This window comes from Microcella putealis, assembly GCF_004216575.1.
Classification (GTDB): domain Bacteria; phylum Actinomycetota; class Actinomycetes; order Actinomycetales; family Microbacteriaceae; genus Microcella; species Microcella putealis.
Window position 1 is genome coordinate 71,325 of sequence record NZ_SGWW01000002.1, and the last position, 19,831, is coordinate 91,155.

General features: G+C 68.7%; 19 protein-coding genes. 10 read left to right on the forward strand and 9 right to left on the reverse strand.

The features are described from left to right. The 5 genes from EV141_RS05275 to EV141_RS05295 form a co-directional block, all read right to left on the reverse strand. Complete coding sequence (locus EV141_RS05275) at positions 1–756, reverse strand: succinate dehydrogenase iron-sulfur subunit (RefSeq protein ID WP_130484939.1); 756 nt, start codon at positions 754–756, stop codon at positions 1–3. Next, positions 756–2,561, reverse strand: a complete 1,806-nt coding sequence (gene sdhA, locus EV141_RS05280) for a succinate dehydrogenase flavoprotein subunit (protein WP_130484940.1) — start codon at positions 2,559–2,561, stop codon at positions 756–758. The genes EV141_RS05275 and sdhA overlap by 1 nt, the downstream gene beginning before the upstream one ends. Before the next feature lie 3 nt (positions 2,562–2,564). Continuing rightward, the gene (locus EV141_RS05285; RefSeq protein ID WP_130284497.1) at positions 2,565–3,011 is read right to left on the reverse strand and encodes a succinate dehydrogenase hydrophobic membrane anchor subunit; all 447 of its coding nucleotides are present in this window, start codon (positions 3,009–3,011) and stop codon (positions 2,565–2,567) included. Between the two features lie 2 nt (positions 3,012–3,013). Continuing rightward, a complete protein-coding gene (gene sdhC / locus EV141_RS05290) occupies positions 3,014–3,460 on the reverse strand; it encodes a succinate dehydrogenase, cytochrome b556 subunit (protein ID WP_260437917.1) in 447 nt (148 codons plus the stop codon). A 145-nt stretch (positions 3,461–3,605) separates the two neighbouring features. Further along, positions 3,606–4,757, reverse strand: a complete 1,152-nt coding sequence (locus EV141_RS05295) for a glycosyltransferase family 4 protein (protein ID WP_130484941.1) — start codon at positions 4,755–4,757, stop codon at positions 3,606–3,608. Positions 4,758–4,859: 102 nt separating this feature from the next. Here EV141_RS05295 and EV141_RS05300 point away from each other — a divergent pair, with 102 nt between their 5' ends. The 7 genes from EV141_RS05300 to EV141_RS05330 all read left to right on the forward strand — a co-directional run bounded on the left by EV141_RS05300 (position 4,860) and on the right by EV141_RS05330 (position 13,325). Next, positions 4,860–5,981 (forward strand): mannose-1-phosphate guanylyltransferase, encoded by a 1,122-nt coding sequence (locus EV141_RS05300; protein WP_130484942.1) that lies wholly within the window; start codon positions 4,860–4,862, stop codon positions 5,979–5,981. Between the two features lie 240 nt (positions 5,982–6,221). Further along, positions 6,222–7,325 (forward strand): BMP family lipoprotein, encoded by a 1,104-nt coding sequence (locus EV141_RS05305; protein ID WP_130484943.1) that lies wholly within the window; start codon positions 6,222–6,224, stop codon positions 7,323–7,325. A gap of 208 nt (positions 7,326–7,533) precedes the next feature. Further along, positions 7,534–9,048 (forward strand): ABC transporter ATP-binding protein, encoded by a 1,515-nt coding sequence (locus EV141_RS05310; RefSeq protein WP_130484944.1) that lies wholly within the window; start codon positions 7,534–7,536, stop codon positions 9,046–9,048. Then, a complete protein-coding gene (locus EV141_RS05315) occupies positions 9,045–10,316 on the forward strand; it encodes an ABC transporter permease (protein ID WP_241969089.1) in 1,272 nt (423 codons plus the stop codon). The genes EV141_RS05310 and EV141_RS05315 overlap by 4 nt, the downstream gene beginning before the upstream one ends. Beyond that, complete coding sequence (locus EV141_RS05320; RefSeq protein ID WP_241969156.1) at positions 10,316–11,596, forward strand: ABC transporter permease; 1,281 nt, start codon at positions 10,316–10,318, stop codon at positions 11,594–11,596. The genes EV141_RS05315 and EV141_RS05320 overlap by 1 nt, the downstream gene beginning before the upstream one ends. A 26-nt stretch (positions 11,597–11,622) precedes the next feature. Beyond that, complete coding sequence (locus EV141_RS05325; protein WP_130484945.1) at positions 11,623–12,030, forward strand: cytidine deaminase; 408 nt, start codon at positions 11,623–11,625, stop codon at positions 12,028–12,030. Further along, entirely contained in the window at positions 12,027–13,325 is a 1,299-nt protein-coding gene (locus EV141_RS05330; RefSeq protein WP_130484946.1) for a thymidine phosphorylase, read from the forward strand. The genes EV141_RS05325 and EV141_RS05330 overlap by 4 nt, the downstream gene beginning before the upstream one ends. A 117-nt stretch (positions 13,326–13,442) precedes the next feature. Here EV141_RS05330 and uriH read toward each other — a convergent pair whose 3' ends face one another. Next, positions 13,443–14,390, reverse strand: coding sequence for a uridine-preferring nucleoside hydrolase UriH (uriH, locus tag EV141_RS05335; RefSeq protein WP_130484947.1), 948 nt, complete (start codon positions 14,388–14,390; stop codon positions 13,443–13,445). Positions 14,391–14,431: 41 nt separating this feature from the next. Between uriH and EV141_RS05340 the strand changes: the two genes are divergently transcribed. From EV141_RS05340 to EV141_RS05350, 3 genes are read left to right on the forward strand one after another with little or no spacing between them, the layout of a single operon-like run. Then, positions 14,432–15,550 carry an adenosine deaminase gene (locus tag EV141_RS05340; RefSeq protein WP_130484948.1) on the forward strand — a complete coding sequence of 373 codons (1,119 nt, stop codon included), beginning with the start codon at positions 14,432–14,434 and terminating at the stop codon, positions 15,548–15,550. Beyond that, entirely contained in the window at positions 15,547–16,026 is a 480-nt protein-coding gene (locus EV141_RS05345; RefSeq protein ID WP_130484949.1) for a PTS sugar transporter subunit IIA, read from the forward strand. Before EV141_RS05340 ends, EV141_RS05345 begins: the two co-directional genes overlap by 4 nt. Then, a complete protein-coding gene (locus EV141_RS05350; protein ID WP_130484950.1) occupies positions 16,023–16,295 on the forward strand; it encodes a PTS sugar transporter subunit IIB in 273 nt (90 codons plus the stop codon). The genes EV141_RS05345 and EV141_RS05350 overlap by 4 nt, the downstream gene beginning before the upstream one ends. A gap of 9 nt (positions 16,296–16,304) precedes the next feature. On the opposite strand, the gene EV141_RS05355 is transcribed toward EV141_RS05350, so the two are convergent. From EV141_RS05355 to EV141_RS05365, 3 genes are read right to left on the reverse strand one after another with little or no spacing between them, the layout of a single operon-like run. Next, positions 16,305–16,886 carry a hypothetical protein gene (locus tag EV141_RS05355; RefSeq protein WP_130484951.1) on the reverse strand — a complete coding sequence of 194 codons (582 nt, stop codon included), beginning with the start codon at positions 16,884–16,886 and terminating at the stop codon, positions 16,305–16,307. Beyond that, complete coding sequence (locus EV141_RS05360; RefSeq protein ID WP_130484952.1) at positions 16,883–18,094, reverse strand: hypothetical protein; 1,212 nt, start codon at positions 18,092–18,094, stop codon at positions 16,883–16,885. Before EV141_RS05360 ends, EV141_RS05355 begins: the two co-directional genes overlap by 4 nt. Before the next feature lie 43 nt (positions 18,095–18,137). Then, positions 18,138–19,826 carry a phospho-sugar mutase gene (locus EV141_RS05365; protein ID WP_130484953.1) on the reverse strand — a complete coding sequence of 563 codons (1,689 nt, stop codon included), beginning with the start codon at positions 19,824–19,826 and terminating at the stop codon, positions 18,138–18,140. Positions 19,827–19,831: the final 5 nt, after the last annotated feature.

Below are 19,831 nucleotides of genomic sequence, written 5' to 3' on the forward strand. Positions count from 1 at the left end.
TTACGGGCGACCGGTGAGGATCGCCTGCTTGACCTCGGCGATCGCCTTCGTCACCTCGATGCCGCGGGGGCACGCCTCCGAGCAGTTGAAGGTGGTGCGGCAGCGCCACACGCCTTCCTTGTCGTTGAGGATGTCGAGGCGCACCTGGGCGGCCTCGTCGCGGCTGTCGAAGATGAAGCGGTGCGCGTTCACGATCGCGGCCGGGCCGAAGTACTGCCCGTCGGTCCAGAACACGGGGCACGACGAGGTGCACGCGGCGCACAGGATGCACTTGGTCGTGTCATCGAATCGCGCCCGGTCCTCGATCGTCTGGATCCGCTCCTTCTCGGGCTTGTCGCTCGCGATCAGGAACGGCTGCACCGCACGGTACGACTCGAAGAAGGGCTCCATGTCGACGATGAGGTCCTTCTCGAGCGGCAGACCCTTGATGGCCTCGACGTAGATCGGCTTCGTCACGTCGAGGTCTTTGATGAGGGTCTTGCAGGCGAGGCGGTTGCGGCCGTTGATGCGCATGGCGTCCGAGCCGCAGATGCCGTGCGCGCACGAGCGGCGGAACGACAGCGTGCCGTCCTGATCCCACTTGATTTTGTGCAGGGCATCGAGCACGCGGTCGGTCGAGTACATCTCGACGTCGAAGTCCTCCCAGTACGGCTCGGCATCCTTCTCGGGGTCAAACCGACGAACGATGAGCGTGACGGTGAAGGCCTGAACGGCGCCGACCTCCTGTGCGGGGGCTTCGGCTTCGGCAGTCGCCATCAGTACTTCCTCTCCATGGGCTGGTAGTGCGTGATCGTGACGGGCTTCCAGTCCATGCGGATGTGGTCGCTTGCGTCGGCAGAGTGGGCGTCGCCCGTGAGGTACGCCATCGTGTGCTGCATGTAGTCGGCGTCGTTGCGGTCGGGGAAGTCGTCGCGCATGTGGCCGCCCCGGCTTTCCTTGCGGTTGCGGGCCGAGTAGACGACGACCTCAGCGATGTCGAGCAGGAAGCCCAGCTCGATCGCCTCGAGGAGGTCGGTGTTGAAGCGCTTGCCGCGATCCTGAATACCGATGTTCTGGTACCGCTCGCGCAGCTCCTGGATCGTCTGCGTGACGCTCGCGAGGCTCTCTTCCGTGCGGAAGACCTGGGCGTTCTTGTCCATCTCTTCCTGCAGCGTCTTGCGCAGGGTTGCGAGGCGCTCGGCACCGTTCGCACCGCGCAGGCGCTCGACGAGCTCGCGCACCTCCTTCGCCGGGTCCTCCGGCAGCGGGGCGAACTCGGCACCGTTCGCGTACTCGACCGCGTAGCGGCCGGCACGCTTGCCGAACACGTTGATGTCGAGCAGCGAGTTGGTGCCGAGACGGTTCGAGCCGTGCACCGACACGCAGGCGCACTCGCCCGCGGCGTAAAGGCCCTTCACGACCGTGTCGTTGTCACTGAGCACCTCGGCCTTGATGTTGGTCGGGATACCGCCCATTGCGTAGTGCGCCGTCGGCATCACGGGCACCGGCTCGTGCACGGGGTCGACGCCGAGGTAGGTGCGGGCGAACTCGGTGATGTCGGGCAGCTTCGTCTCGAGCACCTCGGCACCGAGGTGCGTGCAGTCGAGCAGCACGTAGTCCTTGTTCGGGCCGGCGCCGCGACCTTCCGCAACCTCCTGCACCATGCAGCGCGAGATGATGTCGCGCGGCGCCAGGTCTTTGATGGTCGGGGCGTAGCGCTCCATGAAGCGCTCACCCGAGGCGTTGCGCAGGATCGCGCCCTCACCGCGCGCACCCTCCGTGAGGAGGATGCCGAGGCCGGCGAGCCCGGTCGGGTGGAACTGGAAGAACTCCATGTCCTCGAGCGGAATGCCCTTGCGCCAGATGATGCCGACGCCGTCACCGGTGAGGGTGTGGGCGTTGGAGGTGGTCTTGTAGATCTTGCCGAAGCCACCGGTGGCGAACACGACGCTCTTCGCGTGGAAGACGTGCAGGTCGCCGGTCGCGAGCTCGTAGGCGACGACGCCCGAGGCGACGCGCTCACCGTTCACCTCGCTCATCACGAGGTCGAGCACGTAGTACTCGTTGTAGAACTCGATGCCCAGCTTCACGCAGTTCTGGAACAGCGTCTGCAGGATCATGTGACCCGTGCGGTCGGCCGCGTAGCAGGCGCGGCGCACGGGCGCCTTGCCGTGGTCGCGGGTGTGCCCACCGAAGCGGCGCTGGTCGATCTTGCCGTCGGGCGTGCGGTTGAAGGGCAGGCCCATGTTCTCGAGGTCGATGATCGCGTCAATCGCCTCTTTGGCGAGGATCTCGGCCGCGTCCTGGTCGACGAGGTAGTCGCCACCCTTGACGGTGTCAAAGGTGTGCCACTCCCAGCTGTCTTCCTCGACATTGGCGAGCGCCGCGGCCATGCCGCCCTGAGCCGCACCGGTGTGCGAGCGCGTGGGGTAGAGCTTCGAGATGACGGCGGTCTTCGCGTTCGGGCCCGCCTCGATGGCGGCGCGCATGCCGGCGCCACCGGCGCCCACGATGACGACGTCGAACTGATGGTGGTGCGTAGAGACCTCCGGCGTCGCCGGAGCCGTGTCAGTGATGCTCATGGTTTACAGGCCCTCACAGAAGGATGCGACCAACGACGGATCAGCGCCGGCCGGGCAGGGGTCGAAGGTGTAGATGACGAGGGTGCCGAGCACGAGCAGCACGACCGTCGAGGCGGCGAGTGCACCGTGCAGGAGGCGGCGGGTGCCGGGGCGCGACACGTAGTCGTTCACGAGGGTGCGCATGCCGTTGGCGCCGTGGATGAGGGCGAGCCACAGCATCAGCGTGTCCCAGATCTGCCAGAACGGGTCGGCGAGCTTTCCGGCGACAAAGCCGAAATCGATCTGGCTGATGCCCGTGCCCGTCATGAGGTTCACGAACAGGTGGCCGAAGATGAGGACGACGAGCATGATGCCCGAGGCCCGCATGTAGATCCAGCCCCACTTCTCCCAGTTGACGCCGCGCTTCGTCTGCGCGTACGGGCTGCGGGGTGCGTCGATGGTTGCAGTCATGGTCAGCCTCCGAACACGTTCATCAGGTGGCGGGGGGTGAAGCCGATCATCAGCACGGCCCACACACCGAGGACGCCCCAGAACATCGTCCGGTGGTGGCGCGTGCCGACCTTCCAGAAGTCGACCAGGATGATGCGCAGACCGTTCAGGGCGTGGAAGCCGACGGCGCCGACGAGGAACAGCTCGCCGATGCCCATGACGGGGTTCTTGTACGACTCCATCACCGCGTTGTAGGCCTCGGGGCTGACGCGAATGAGCGCCGTGTCGAGAATGTGCACGAGCAGGAAGAAGTAGATCGCCACACCGGTGATGCGGTGCAGGACCCACGACCACATGCCCTCGCGGCCGCGGTACAGGGTGCCGGTCGATAAGACCGATCGGCGGGGTTCGGGTACGGACGTGGTTGCTGAGGCAGCTGTGCCCTCAGCTCCCGTTACCTTCGCTGGCACGAGAAACCCTCCTCAGGGGCGGAATGGTCGACGCGCGAAGCGCCGGCTCCGGTGATTGCTGTTCTCGACTGGTGGCCGCCGATTGTGTGTTCAGTGTAGGCGTACTTTTCTGAGTGCTCAGCCGTAGCGCCGTGCGCGTTGCCCCTTAGCGCGGCGCGGCCAGCGAGGGCGCCTCGCGCCGCTCCGCAACGCGGGCGACCGTGCGCTCGTAGTGGGCGATCAGCTGGTCTCCGAGCGACTCCCAGGTGCGGCCGAGCACCGCGCGGCGCCCCGCCTCGCCGATGCGCGCGCGGGCGGTGGGATCCGCGATCAGAGCGCCCACCGCATCCCGAATCGATTCCGGATGCTCGGGCTCGGTCAACAACCCCGTCACGCCGTCGTCGATCAGGTCGATCGGCCCACCCGCGCGGGGCGCGACGACGGGCAGGCCCGAGGCCTGCGCTTCCTGAATGGTCTGGCCGAAGGTCTCTTCCGTGCCGGTGTGGACGAAGACGTCGAGTGCGGCGTAGGCGTCGGCCAGCGCCTCCCCGGTCAGCTGGCCGAGGAACACCGCGTCGAGCCCAGAGAGTTCGCGGCGCACCGAGCCCATGCTGGGCCCGTCGCCGACAACCACGACCCGCACGCCGCGCAGCCCCGCGAGCACGCGCAGTCGTTCGACGTGTTTCTCGGGGGCGAGGCGGCCGACGTAGCCGACGAGCAGCTCACCGGCTGGGGCGAGCCGCTCGCGCAGTGCGCACGCCGTCGGGCGGGTGCGGTTGCGTGGGTGGTAGCCGTCGAGGTCGACCCCGCGGCCCCAGCGGTCGAGTCGGGCGATGCCGGCGCGCTCCAGATCGGCGAGCGCGACGGAGGACGGGGCGAGCGTGAGGTCGGCCTTCTCGTGCGCCCAGGCGACGACCTTCCAGGCGAAGCGACTGGCGGCGGCGAGCCGGTTGCGTCGCGCGTATCCGGCGAGGTCGGTCTGAAACACGGCGACGCTCGGAACGCCCAGCCGGTGCGCGGCGCCGATCGCGCTTGCCCCCAAGAGGAAGGGGCTGGCCGCGTGCAGCACGTTGGGGCCGAAGTCGGCGAGCGCGCGCTGCACGGTGGGGGTCGGCAATCCGACGGGGAAGGCCCGATACGGCGCGCTCGGCACCTCGATGACGGGGGCTCCGGCGAAGGTGCGCGGCGCCCCGCACGCCGGGGCGATGACGAGGGCCTCGTGTCCGCGGCGCTCAAGATGCTCAAGCACGCGGGCCACCGAGGTGGTGACGCCGTTGACGGTGGGCAGAAAACTTTCGGTGACGATCGCGACGCGCATGGCCGTGCTCCATCCCTCCCGTGGCTGCTGCCGACGGTACGGACGTCGCGTGGCCATCGCGTGAACCCCGGATGGCCACGGGCGGGCGGTAGGGTGACGGACATGACCGCGCCCGACGAGACGCTGCCGCACTTCCACGCGATCATCCCGGCGGGCGGTGTCGGGTCTCGCCTCTGGCCCCTCTCGCGGGCGGAGGCGCCGAAGTTCTTGCACGACCTCACGGGCAGCGGCCACACGCTGCTGCGCGACACCTGGAACCGGCTGCAGCCCCTGAGTGGTGCCGACAACATCATGGTCGTGACGGGCCGGGCCCACCGCGTGGCGGTCATTGAGCAGCTGCCCGAACTGACCGAGGCCAACATCGTGCTCGAGAGCGAGCCCAAAGACTCGTCGGCCGCGATCGGGCTCGCCGCGGCGATCCTGCACCGCCGCGACCCCGACGTCATCGTCGGCTCGTTCGCCGCCGACCACGTCATTGGGGATGCGCCGGCATTCCGCCGCATCGTGTCCGAGGCGGTCGCCGTCGCGAACGCCGGGTACATCACGACGATCGGCATCGCCCCCACCGAGCCGGCGACCGGGTTCGGCTACATCAAGTCGGGGGCGGCGCTCGCCGTCGAGGGGGCACCCCACGCCCAGCTCGTCGACTGCTTCGTCGAGAAACCCGATCTCGCCACCGCGTCGGCCTACGTCTCCTCGGGTGAGTACTTCTGGAACGCCGGCATGTTCATCGCGCGCGCCGATGTGCTGCTGGCCCAGCTGGCGGAAACCCGGCCGGCCCTGCACCACGGCCTCATTCGCATCGCTGAGGCGTGGGACACCCCCGACCGCGACGACGTCGTCGACGCCACCTGGCCACTGCTCGAGAAGATCGCCATCGACTACTCGGTGGCTGAGCCCGCGGCCGAGCGGGGTCGCCTCGCGGTGGTGCGCGGCGACTTCCCGTGGGATGACGTGGGCGACTTCTCGTCGCTCGCAAAACTGCTGTCGGGCGGCCGCGTGGGCGACCTCGCCATCCTGGGAGAGGGTGCGCGCGTGCTCGCCGACTCATCGAGCGGGGTGGTGGTGTCGCAGTCGCAGCGCCTCATCTCGCTGATCGGCGTCACCGACATCGTCGTCGTCGATACGCCGGATGCACTGCTCGTCACGACGCGCGAAAACGCTCAGCGCGTGAAGGCGGTCGTCGACGCGATCAAGCAGGCGGGCCGCAACGACCTCCTGTAAATCGGGGCGCGCATCCGGTGCACCGATCGTTCTCGTCTGAGCACCGGATGCTCATTTGAGCAACAGATGCTCGCTCACCGCACACAGGCCCGGATTTCCGCGGAATTCCGGTCGCGTTCCGGATTCGTAACGCTTCGGTCTCCGGGACGAAAGACCGGGGTCTGAGCGGCCATCGTGCCGCTAACGTGGAGCCAATTCACCCGCGCTCCCCGCGCGGGAACCCCTTTTCTGGAGGACATTGTGACCATCGCTTTCCGCAAGTCCGGCTTTGCCGGACTCGCCCTGATCGGCGCGAGCGCGCTCGTTCTCGCCGGCTGTGCCGCCGCCCCCGAGGAAGAGCCGACGACGGCTCCCGAGCCCGGCGCCACTGAAGAGCCCGCGCTCGACTTCCTGCCCTGCATCGTTTCCGACGCCGGTGGCTGGGACGACCGCTCGTTCAACCAGGCTGCCTACGAGGGCATCGAGTCGGCTGCGAACGACCTCGGCGTCGAGTTCGTGCCGGTCGAGTCGGCTGACGAGAACGCGTACGGCCCGAACGTGCAGGCGCTCGTCGACCAGGGCTGCAACCTGATCGTCACCGTCGGCTTCCTCCTCAACGAGGCGACCGCGACCGCATCGGCCGCGAACCCCGACGTCAACTTCGCGATCATCGACGACCTCGTCGAGGGTGACAACGTCAAGCCGCTGCTGTTCGACACGGTTCAGGGTGCGTTCCTCGCTGGCTACGCCGCCGCGAGCTACACCGAGACCGGCATCGTCGGCACCTTCGGTGGTATCCCGATCCCGCCCGTCACCATCTTCATGGACGGCTTCGTGCAGGGCGTCGAGTACTTCAACGAGCAGAACGGCGATGACGTTCAGGTTCTCGGCTGGGACTTCGACGCTCAGGACGGTGCCTTCACCGGTGGCTTCGCCCCCGGAACCGAGGCGCTCACCGCCGCGCAGAACCTGATCGACCAGGGTGCTGACGTGATCATGCCCGTCGGTGGCCCGATCTACTTCAGCGCTGCTGAGGCGATCCGCGCGGCAAACGCCGACATCACCCTGATCGGCGTTGACAAGGACATCTTCGTCTCCGACCCCGACCTCGGCGACCTGGTGCTCACCTCGGTGCTGAAGAACATCGACGCCGCGGTCTACGACGTCGTCACGCAGGCCGCCGAGGGCAACTTCGACAACAGCCTGTACGTCGGCAACCTCGAGAACAACGGCGTGGGCCTTGCCCCGTTCCACGACTACGAGGCCTCGGTTGACCCCGAGCTGCAGGCGCAGATCGACGAGCTGATCGCGCAGATCATCTCGGGCGAGCTCGTCGTCGAGTCGCCGGCAACGCCCGGTCAGTAACGACCACACAGCATCCCGCTGAATGAGGGGGAGGTCGACGGAAGTCGGCCTCCCCCTCCGCGTTTTCGCAGCTCGTCCGGCGGGCTCGCTGAGAGCATCCCGGGTTTGCTCAGATGAGCGCATCTGTGCTCAGATTCTGGCCACAGCCCCGCACTACAGTGATTCTCGGAAGCAGCGCCGCGACCCCGGCGGCGCAGGAAGGCCTGACATGAAGCTCGAGCTTCGTGGCATTACCAAGCGCTTTGGTGCGCTCACGGCGAATGACCACATCGACCTCGTCGTCCAACCCGGCGAGATTCACTGTCTCCTCGGCGAAAACGGCGCCGGCAAGTCGACCCTGATGAACGTGCTCTACGGCCTGTACCGGGCCGATGAGGGCGAGATCTTGCTCGACGACCAGGTGCAGAAGTTCGAGGGTCCGGGCGACGCCATGAACGCCGGCATCGGCATGGTGCACCAGCACTTCATGCTCATTCCCGTCTTCACCGTCGCCGAGAACGTCATGCTCGGCAACGAAAACACGAAGGCCGGTGGCGTGCTCGACCTCGAGGCCGCGCGCACCAAGGTGCGCGAGATCAGCGCACGCTTCGGCTTCGACATCGACCCCGACGCGAAGATCGAAGACCTCCCCGTTGGCGTGCAGCAGCGGGTCGAGATCATCAAGGCTCTGTCGCGCGACGCGAAGGTACTCGTCTTCGACGAGCCGACCGCGGTGCTCACCCCGCAAGAGACCGACGAGCTGATGGACATCATGCGTCAGCTGAAAGACGAGGGCACCGCCATCGTCTTCATCACGCACAAGCTGCGCGAGGTGCGCGAGGTCGCCGACCGCATCACCGTCATCCGCCTCGGCAAGGTCGTCGGCGAGGCTGAACCGAGCGCCACGAACGCCGAGCTCGCCTCGCTCATGGTGGGTCGCGCCGTCTCGCTCACGGTTGACAAGGCCGATGCTGCCCCCGGTGACGACGCGCTCGTCGTCTCTGAGTTGACGGTGACCGACCACGTCGGCCAGGTGCTGGTCGACAACGTGTCGTTCACCCTGAAGCGCGGCGAGATTCTCTGCGTTGCGGGTGTGCAGGGCAACGGCCAGACCGAGCTCACCGAGGCAATCATGGGCCTGCAGCACCGCGTGCTCGGCTCGATCGTGCTCGACGGCACCGAACTGGTGGGCCAGTCGACGCGCGGCGTGCTCGATTCGGGTGTCGGCTTTGTTCCCGAAGACCGCACCGAAGACGGCCTCGTCGGTGAGTTCACGATCGCCGAAAACCTCATGCTCGACCGCTACACCAGTGAGCCCTTCGTTAAGGCGGGCACGCTGCAGCTCGACGCTCTCGCGCGCTTCGCCGCCGAGAAGGTCACCGAGTTTGACGTGCGCGCCCAGGGCATCGCGACGAAGGTCGGTCGCCTGTCGGGCGGTAACCAGCAGAAGGTCGTGCTCGCTCGCGAACTCAGCCGCGAGCTGCGCCTCTTCATCGCGGCCCAGCCCACGCGCGGCCTCGACGTGGGGTCGATCGAATTCGTACACAAGCGCATCGTCGCCACCCGCGACGCGGGCGTGCCCGTCATCGTCGTCTCGACTGAGCTCGACGAGGTGACCGCACTCGCCGATCGCATCGCCGTGATGTATCGCGGCCGCATCATCGGCATCGTCCCGGGCGACACGCCCCGCGACGTACTCGGACTCATGATGGCCGGAGAGACCCCCTCGGAGGTGGCGGCGTGACCAGCACCGACCAGACGACGGCAGGCGCTGCCGCCGCACCCGAAACTCCCGCACCCCCGCGGCAGAACCAGATCCTGAAAGAGATCTTCGGTGGCTCCGCCATGATCTCGTTCCTCGCGATCATCCTGGCCCTCATCTTCGGCGGCCTCCTGATCGTGCTGACCGACCCGGTCGTGCAGCAGACGAGCGCCTACTTCTTCTCGCGCCCCGGCGACACCTTCGTCGCCATCGCCGAGGCGGTGGGCGGCGCCTACGCGGCCCTCTTCCGCGGCTCGGTGTTCAACTACCTTCGCGCAGACGAGTTCGGTGCCGCCATCCGGCCCCTGACCGAGTCGCTCACGAACGCCACTCCGCTGATCGCGGCCGGCCTCGGTGTCGCGCTCGCCTTTCGGGTCGGCCTGTTCAACATCGGTGGTCGTGGCCAGATCCTCATCGCCGCCGCGGCAGCCGGCTACGTCGGCGCCTATGTGCCGATGCCCCCGGTGATCCACCTCATCGTCGCCCTCGTGGTCGGTCTGATCGGCGGCGCCCTGTGGGGTGGCCTCGTCGGCCTGCTCAAGGCGCGCACCGGCGCGCACGAAGTCATCGTGACGATCATGTTGAACTACATCGCGTTCTACCTGATCTCGTTCCTGCTGCGCACCCCCGGCGCCCTGCAGGCGCCCGGCCAGTCGAACCCGCGCTCGGGCCCGATGCTCGAGACCGCCGTCTTCCCGAAGATCGCCGGTGAGGAATACAACCTGAACATCGGCTTCATCCTCGTGATCGTCGCGACGATCTACGTCTGGTACCTGCTGAACCGATCGGCCATGGGCTTCCAATTCCGCGCCGTCGGCGAAAACCCGCACGCCGCCCGCGTGGCCGGCATCAATGTCGAGCGCACGTACATCACCGTGATGGTGATCGCCGGTGCACTCGTCGGTCTCGCCGGCGTGCAGCAAGCGCTCGGCAACTTCACCGGCGGTATCGCCGCCGGGCTTGACGCGGGTATCGGCTTCGACGCGATCACGGTCGCGCTCCTCGGCCGCTCGAAGCCGATCGGTGTTTTCTTCGCCGGCATCCTCTTTGGTGCGCTGAAGGCCGGCGCCGTCACGATGCAGGCCGCCGAAGGAATCCCCGTCGATATCGTGCTCGTGGTGCAGTCGTTCATCGTGCTGTTCATCGCGGCCCCGCCCCTCGTGCGGGCGCTGTTCCGCCTGCCGACTCCTGACCCGCTGTTCCACTGGCGCAAGCCCCAGCTCGCCCGCAAGGCGGAGGTGACCAAGTGATCGACGTCCGAACTGCTCCGGCCCCCGGGGCGCAGGTGGCGGGCTCCCTGGCCGTGCGCAGCTGGAAGGCGCCGATCGCCTTCACGGTATTCGTCGTGGCCGCAGCGATCCTCTTCATCGGGCTCGCGCGCGACGCTCCGACGACGTTCCGGCTCAGCAACCCCAACGACGCCATTCAATTGCCCGAGCTTGTGCTCCCGGCATTTGCCACTGGCATCATCGCGACGGCCATCATGGCAACCATCACGGTGTACGCGTTCCTGCGAGCCCGCGAAGCCCGGCGCATCCCGCTGTGGGTCACGACGGTGTTCGCGATTGTGTTTCTCGTCGCGTTCCTCACGTGGGCAGCAGCCGGGTCGACCCTTCCCATGATCGGGCTCCTGGCTGGCTCGCTCACCGTTGCGACGCCGCTCATCTTCGGCTCGCTCGGCGGCGTGATCAGCGAACGCGTTGGCGTGGTGAACATCGCCATCGAGGGGCAACTGCTGTCGGGCGCCTTTGTTGCGGCGCTCGTGGCGAGCATCACCGGCAACCCTTTCGCGGGGCTCGCCGGCGCGGTCCTCGCCGGTGCCCTGGTGTCGACCATCCTCGCGTCGTTCTCGATCAAGTACCTCGTCGACCAGATCATCGTCGGCGTCGTGCTCAACGTGCTGGTGATCGGCCTGACGAGCTTCCTGTTCTCGACGCTGATGACGGCCGACTCGGCGACGTTCAACTCGCCTGCCCGCCTGCCGCGCATCTCGATCCCACTGCTCGCCGACATCCCGATTCTCGGGCCGATCCTGTTCCAGCAGTCGATCATCGTGTACCTCATGTACATCGCGGTGGCCGCCGTGTGGTTCGCGCTGTTCAAGACCCGCTGGGGTCTGCGCATACGCGCCGTCGGTGAGCACCCAACCGCCGCCGACACGGTCGGCATCAAGGTGCGCGCGACCCGCTTCTGGAACGTGCTGCTTGCTGGCGCCATCGTCGGAGGCGGCGGAGCGTTCTTCTCCCTCGCCGCGGTCGGCTCCTTCCAGAAGGAAATGACGAACGGAGCCGGCTACATCGCTCTCGCCGCCGTCATCTTCGGTCGCTGGGACCCGATTCGCGCGACGCTCGCGGCCCTGCTGTTCGGCTTCGCGACGAACCTGCAGTCGACGCTGTCGATCGTGGGGTCGCCCGTGCCGAGCGAGTTCATGCTCATGCTGCCGTACGTGGTGACGATCTTCGCGGTCGCCGGCCTCGTCGGTGCCTCGCGGCCACCCGCGGCAACGGGCAAACCGTACATAACATCCTGACGATCGCGAGCATCCGAAAGGTCGCCATGATTCCCGCAGAGATCGATTGGGATGCGCTGCGTTCCGTCGCGATGGACGCGATGCGTAAGGCGTACGTTCCGTACTCGAAGTTTCCGGTCGGGGTGGCGGCGATCGTCGACGACGGTCGCGTCATCTCGGGTTGCAACGTCGAAAACGCCTCGTACGGGCTCACGCTGTGCGCCGAGTGCACCCTGGTGTCAGCGCTCGCCATGACCGGCGGCGGCAAGCTCGTCGCCTTCACCTGCGTTGACGGCAACGGCGGGGCGCTCATGCCCTGCGGGCGCTGCCGGCAGCTGCTGTACGAACACTCGGCCGAGGGCATGCTGCTCGAGACCGTCTCGGGCATTCGCACCATCGACGAGGTGCTGCCCGACGCCTTCGGCCCCCGAACCCTTGAGGAGTACCACGCGTGAGCATCGAACCCTTCGACGTCGTCGACCTGATCCGCACGAAGCGCGATCATGGCGCGCTGACGACCGAGCAGGTCAACTGGATGGTCGACGCGTACACGCGCGGCTACATCGCCGACGAGCAGATGTCGGCCATGGCGATGGCGATTTTCCTGAACGGCATGGAGCGCGAAGAGGTGCGCGACATGACGCTCGCGATGGTTGCCTCGGGTACCCGTCTCGATTTCTCGGGCCTGTCGAAAAAGACCACCGACAAGCACTCGACCGGGGGTGTGGGCGACAAGATCACCTTGCCGCTCGCGCCGCTGGTGGCCTCGTTCGGTGTTGCCGTGCCGCAGCTCTCGGGGCGCGGCCTCGGGCACACGGGCGGCACCCTCGACAAGCTCGAGTCGATCCCCGGTTGGCGCGCCAACGTCTCGGTCGACGACATGATGGCCCAGCTCGAGGGCGCTGGTGCCGTCGTCTGCGCGGCCGGTTCGGGTCTTGCACCGGCTGACGGCAAGCTCTACGCCCTGCGCGACACGACGGGCACCGTCGAGTGCATTCCGCTGATCGCGTCGTCGATCATGTCGAAGAAGATTGCTGAGGGCACCGCCGCTCTCGTGCTCGACGTGAAGTTCGGTTCGGGCGCGTTCTTGAAAGACATCGAGATGTCGCGCGAGCTCGCGAAGGTCATGGTGCGCCTCGGTGAGGATGCCGGTGTCGCCACGCGCGCGGTGCTCACGAACATGAACGTGCCGCTGGGGCTCGCGATCGGCAATGCGAACGAGGTGCGCGAGTCGGTCGAGGTGCTCGCCGGTGGCGGCCCCGCCGACATCGTCGAGCTCACGGTGACGCTCGCGCGCCACATGCTCGCGCTCGCTGGCATCACCGACGCCGACGTTGAGGGCGCGCTGGCGAACGGTCAAGCGATGGATACCTGGCGCGCCATGATCGCGGCCCAGGGCGGCGACCCCGGTGCGGCGCTTCCCGTCGCCCGCGAGCAGCACGTTGTCACGGCTGACCGCGACGGCGTGCTCGTCGAGCAGCAGGCGCTGCCCTTCGGCATCGCCGCGTGGCGTTTGGGCGCCGGCCGCGCTCGCAAGCAAGACCCGGTCGACCACGCCGCGGGCATCGACCTGCACGCGAAGCCCGGCGACGTCGTCACGAAGGGCCAGCCGCTGTTCACGATGCACACGAACGAGGCGGCACGCTTCGACCGTGCGCTGGAGGCACTCGAGGGCGGCTACCGCATCGGTGTCGCCGGCGACGAGGTCGTCACGGGCGGCCCCTTGATCGCCGGCGTCGTCGAGGCGTAGCCCGCGCCCCGACCTCGGTCACGCGAGACACGGGTTTCCGTCGAGAAGAGGCCGTGTAGCCCCTCATCTCGGAGGGAACCCTTGTTTCGCGTGCGGCGTGCGGCGTGCGTGCGGACCTCAGAAGTCGGTGTGGCCGATGCGCTCGAGCGCGTCGACGACGAGAGCCCAGAAGCGATCGACGTCCAGGTCCATCGCGACGTGCGTCGTGCATCCACTCGGTGCGGGTGCGCGCAGATCGGCGACGGTCATGCCGAGCGTTGACGTGCCGGTGAGCTCGACCGTGAGGGGCGCCGCGATCGTGCGCACGATCGCCGGGTCGATGACCGCGGCGACGGCGACCGGGTCGTGCACGGGCGGATGGTCGAAGCCCTGCGCGTCTTTGTACGTGTGGCCGAAGAAGTCGAGCAGCTCACCGACGAACGCAGCCGCCGGGGTGCCGACCGCAGCGATGCGCGCCGCGACCTCGGGGGTCGCGAGCGCCTGATGGGTGACGTCGAGCCCGACCATGACGAGTGGCCACCGCTCGTTCATGACGATGTGGGCGGCCTCGGGGTCGATCACGATGTTGAACTCGGCGACCGCGTTCCAGTTGCCAACGTGCACGCCGCCGCCCATCAGCACGACCTTCTTCACCCGCTCGACGATGCGCGGCTCGAGGCGCGCGGCGAGCGCAATGTTGGTGAGCGCGCCGGTCGGCACCAGCGTGACGGTGCCGGGTTCTTCGGCCATCACGATGTCGATGATGAGCTGGGCTGCGCTGCGCTCATCGAGCGCGATCGTGGGCTCGGGCAGCTCGGGCCCGTCAAGGCCTGACTCGCCGTGAATGTCGGGCGCGGTCTCAATCGAGCGCACGAGGGGGCGCTCCGCGCCACGCGCACACGGGATGCCCGCGATGCCGGCAACGCGGGCGACGGCGAGCGCGTTACGGGTCACCTTCTCGATCGTCTGGTTGCCCATGACCGTGGTGACGGCGAGCAGCTCGATGTCGGGGCTGCCGTGCGCGAGCAGCATCGCAATCGCGTCGTCGTGACCGGGGTCGCAGTCGAGGATGATCTTCTCGGGCATCGCACCAGATTAGGGCCAGCGCGCCCACTAGATTTGTCTGTATGACGACGGCGACACCGCACCACCTGCCCGGCACCGACCTCGCGCTCGAGCAGCTGCCAAAGGTGTCGCTGCACGACCACCTCGACGGCGGGCTGCGCCCCGCGACGATCGTCGAACTGGCGGCCGACGCGGGCGTCGAGCTGCCGACCACCGACGCCGACGAGCTCGGCGCGTGGTTCGCCGAGAAGTCGAACTCGGGTTCGCTCGTCGAGTACCTGAAGACGTTCGACATCACCACCGCGGTCATGCAGACGCGCGAGGGGCTCGAACGTGTCGCCCGCGAGTTCGTCGAAGACCTCGCCGCCGATGGAGTCATCTGGGGCGAGATCCGCTGGGCGCCCGAGCAGCACCTCGCCCGCGGTCTCTCGCTCGACGAGACGGTCGAGGCCGTGCAGGAGGGCCTGGAGCAGGGCGTCGATGCCGCCCGCAATGCCGGCCACCGCATCCGTGTTGGTCAGCTGGTCAGCGCGATGCGTCACGCCGACCGCGGCCTCGAGATCGCCGAGCTTGCCCTGCGTCACCGCGACGCCGGCGTCGTCGGCTTCGACATTGCCGGCGCCGAGGCAGGCTTCCCGCCGAGCCGCATGCGCGACGCGTTCGAGCTGCTGGCGGCGAACTTCTTCCCCGCCACGATTCACGCGGGTGAGGCCGACGGCCTCGACAGCATTCGGGGTGCGCTGACCGACGGTCGCGCCCTGCGTCTCGGGCACGGCGTGCGCCTCGCCGAAGACATCGAGGTGTCGACCGAGGGTGATGGCCAGGTCGCGCGGCTCGGCCGCCTCGCCGAGTGGGTGAAAGACCGCGGCATCGCGCTCGAGACGAGCCCCAGCTCGAACCTACAGACCGGCGCTATCGCGCAGTGGGGCACGACCCTCGCCGACCACCCGCTCGACCTGCTCTACCAGCTGGGCTTCCGCGTGACGGTCAACACCGACAACCGCCTGATGAGCGGCACGACACTCAGCCGTGAGCTCGCGCTCGTCGCCGACGAGTTCGCCTACGACCTCGACGACCTGCTCGTCTTCCAGCTCAACGCGGCCGAGGCCGCCTTCCTGCCCGTCGAAGACCGCGAGGCGCTGGCCGACGCGATCATCGAGGGCTTCGAGAAGGCCCGATGACCGACGCCACTCTGCCCACCCCCGAGCTGCCTCCGCTGGCCGACCGGGCCATTGTGTTGCGCGCTCGGGCCGACGACTGGCGCGACGCCGTGCGCTTGGCGGGCGACGCGCTCGTCGACTGCGGGTGCGCGACGGCCGAGTACACCGACGCGATGATCCGCATGGTCGACGACCACGGCCCGTACATCGTGATCGCGCCCGGTCTCGCACTCGCGCACGCCCGGCCGGGGCCCGAAGTGCGCCGCGACGGCATCTCCGTCGTGACCCTCGCCACGCCGGTCGCGTTCGGCCACGCCCACAACGACCCCGTGCGGGTCGTCGTCGGCCTCGCCGTTCACGCTCCGGATGCTCACCTCACCTCGGTCGCGGCCCTCGCGAACGTCTTCAACGACTCGTCGGCCATCGCCGCGATTGCCGATGCGACGACCCGCGATGAGGTGCGGGCGATCCTCACCCCGCCGGAGGTCGTCGCATGAAAATCGTCGCCATCTGCGGGGCCGGCATTGGCTCCTCCGGCATTCTGAAGGTCAACGCCGAGCGCGTGCTGCAGCGTCTCGGCCTGAGCGCCACCGTCGTGGCCGCCGACGTCGCATCGGTGCACCGCGTCGCCGCCGACGCTCAGGTCATCTTGACGAGCGCCGAGTTCGTCGAGGCGATCGGCGCGACCCGCGCCGAGACGATCGTGATCGAGAACTACTTCGACACCGACGAGCTGAGCCGCAAGATCGAGGCCGCGATCGGCTAAGCGCCGCTGCTACTCGTCTGCGGCGACGGCGGGCTTCCGGAACGCCGCCATCACGGTCAGCGCGAGCGACACCACGATTAACACGAGACCGGTGCCCGTCAGCACCATGAAAGATACGACCAGACCGATCACGAGCCCGACGATCGCGATGCGTGCCGGCGTCCGCGCCTCCGGCGTGTTCGGCAGGAAGGCGATCGCGACGCAGCCGGCGACGACGCCGATGAGGGCGAAGTAGAGCACGCCGATGATGCTGCCGAGCGGTTCGGGAAGCTGACCGCCCGACAGGAAGAACGGCACCAGCAGCGCGAGACGGACGACCAGCAGCCCGTAGGCCACCGCCATCAGCCACGCCGGCACCGCGGTCTGGCGCAGGGCGGCGTGCACCGCGCGTAAGAATGCGAAGAACGCGAGCTCGCCGACGAGCCCGGTGATGTTCGAGACCAGCAGTCGGGTGCTTTCGGTGTCAGACGGCAGAGTCAGAACGGCCGCGCCAAACAGTCCGAACACGAACCCGAGGGCAGCTGCCGCCGACCAAGCCACGGCGGCGGTGCGAGTGCGGGGGGGAGTCGCAAGGCGCTCGGCGAAACTCATGCCTCAACCCTAGGCGGAACAGTGCGCCGCCTCGCCGCGACCAGCGTCGACACGATCGCGAGGAACGCCAGCGCGATGCCGCCGGAGGTGACGACGACGAGCCACCACGCGAGCGCGATGGTGACCGCGAGCGTGGCGAAACCGAGCGCCGAGACGGGCGCGAGCATCCGGATGATGGCGGCGATCGCGACGGCGACCGCGATGCTCTGCACGCCCGACGCGACCAGCGACGTGGCGTCGCCGGGGGCGACGAGCACCGCGACGGCGGCGGCCGCGATTGCGGCGCCGGACACGACGAGGACGCGCCGAGCGCGGTCGGCGACCCGCAGCAGGATGCTGAGCTGAGGGAGCAGGGCGACGGCGCCGAGGCTCGTCACGGCGAGACCCTGACCGGGCGCGACGACCGTGGGCGCGGAGTCGGCGATCAGGGCGGCGCCCACGAAGGCGCCGACGACGACGACGAGGGCGCCCAGCCCGAGCAGGATGCTGCGGTGCCGCTCGGTGCGGCTCCAGGGGCGAGGCTGCACGCCCTGAGCCGCGTCGGCGGCGGGCAGGCCCGCGAGGCCGCTGACCGGAATGCCGCGCTCGTCGGCCGAGAGCGAGAGGGCCCACCGGCGCTGAAGGTCACGGTGCGCGCGCCGGCCCCGCCAGCGGTCGTAGGCGGCCAGCGCCGTCGTCAGTGCCACGATGAGCGCGGGGTCGGCCCCGGCCACCATGAAGGGCACGGCGAGCCCCGCCCCCGCGATGCCCGACCAGACGTGTGCGGGCATGGCCTCAACGTGCGGCCGAATCAGCACGCTCGTCGCCGCCGCAGCGGAGGCGGCAGCGCTCATGACGGCGATCGCCGCCACGGTCGTGATGGTGCCGATCGGGCGCTCGGGGCCGAAGACAATCAGGGCGACCACGCCGCCGGCGGCGAGAGCCGAGGCGAGAGCGATCGACACGGTGGCGCGGCGCTGCAGCCGATCGAGCGCGTCGTAGCCGCGCCGCGCGTAGAGCACGGCCTGGCCGGTCACGGCGAGCAGCACGACCGAGAGGGACGCGCCATTCGTGAGGCTCGGCGCCACGTCTGCCGGCACGAGGCCGCCGAGCGCGAGCCCCACCGCGAAGATGACGAGGGCGGCGAACCACAGCACGGCCACCGGTGTCGGCAGCAACGGGTCGTCGAGCGGTTGTGCGTCGCGGTGGTCAGGATGCACGCCGGTCACGTCTCCAGCCTAGGCGGCGCGCTCGCGCGCAACGCCCGGGGTGCTACTCGGCGAGCAGCTCGCGGGCGCCCACCTCGAGGGCGGCGACCGTCGCGAGTGCCGCGGCGCGCCGCTGCTCGGCCGTGCCCTCGCTCGCCACCGCGTCGATGTACACCTTCACCTTCGGCTCGGTGCCGCTCGGCCGCACAATCACGCGCGAGCCTCCCTCGAGCCAGAAGCGCAGGATGTCGCTCGGCCCGAAATCGCCAAAACCGCTCTGGAAATCATCGAGCTGCGTAACGGCGATTCCGCCGATCGCGGCGGGGCGAGCATCCCGGATGCGCGCCATGATGCGCCCAATCGCGGCCAGCTCGGTGACGCGCACCGACACCTGGCCGGAGGCGAAGGCGCCGAAAACCTCGTCGGCCTCGCGCAGGCGGTCGGCCACCGTGCGGCCGGCCGCCGCGAGCTCACCCGCCATCGCGAGAAACTCGGTCGAGGCCGAGATGCCGTCTTTGTCGCGAATCGACGCGGGGTTCACCAGGTAGCCGAGGGCCTCCTCGTAGCCGAAGGCGAGGTTCTCGACGCGGCTTACCCACTTGAAGCCCGTCAAGGTGTCGCGGTAGGGCAGGCCGAAGTGCTCGGCGACGGCCGAAAGCGCCGGGCTCGACACGATCGACGCGGCGAGCGTGCCCGAGCCGCCCTGGGCGACTTCGCGCTCGGCGGCGCGCCAGCCGAGCAGCAGGCCGACCTCGTTGCCGGTGAGCCGGCGCCAGCCGCTCGTCGAGCCGGCGTCGGGAATCGCGACGGCCAGGCGGTCGGCGTCGGGGTCGTGCGCGATGATCAGCTGCGAACCCGCGGCGCTGGCGGTCGCCTCGGCGAGATCCATGGCGCCCGGTTCCTCCGGGTTCGGGAACGCCACTGTCGGGAACGCCCCATCGGGGTCGCGCTGCTCGACCACCACGGTCGGTTCGGCGAAGCCGGCGCGCGCGAACACCTTCGTGCTGGTCTCGAAACCGACGCCGTGCATTGCCGTGTACGTGAACGGCACCGGGATCCGCGGGGTCGCGTCGGGCGCGGACGGATCGCCCGCGATCGCCGCCGTCGCCGCAATGTAGGCCTCGACGATGTCGTCCTCGGCCGTCTCGTAGTGACTCGAGCGGGGGAGCAGGTCGACCGTCGTCGTGTTCGCCACCTCGAGGATCGCGGCGTGAATCTCGCCGTCGACGGGCGCAACGATCTGCGAACCGTGATCGGCGCCACCCAGGTACACCTTGTAGCCGTTGTCGCGGGGCGGGTTGTGGCTCGCGGTCACCATCACGCCGGCGCTCGCGTCGAGGTGGCGCACGGCGAACGCGAGCACGGGCGTCGGCAACAGCCGCGGCAGCAGAATCGCGCGCACCCCGGCGCCCGCCATGATCTCGGCGGTATCGCGGGCAAACACATCAGAGTTGACGCGCCCGTCGTAGCCGATGACGACGCTCGGGTGCGCCTCGCGCCCGAGCAAGAAGCGTGCGAAGCCCGCGGCGGCCTGCGTGACGAGCACGCGGTTCATGCGGTTCGACCCCGCACCCAGTTCGCCGCGCAGGCCCGCCGTGCCGAAGGCGAGGCGGCTGCCAAAACGGTCGGCGACCTCGGCCGACGCCGTGGCGTCACCGTCCTCTGCGGAGGTGATGAGGGCATCCAATTCGGCGCGCGTCACCGGGTCAGGGTCTTGCTCGAGCCAGGCCTTCGCAGAATCGAGGTGCGTCATTGCGG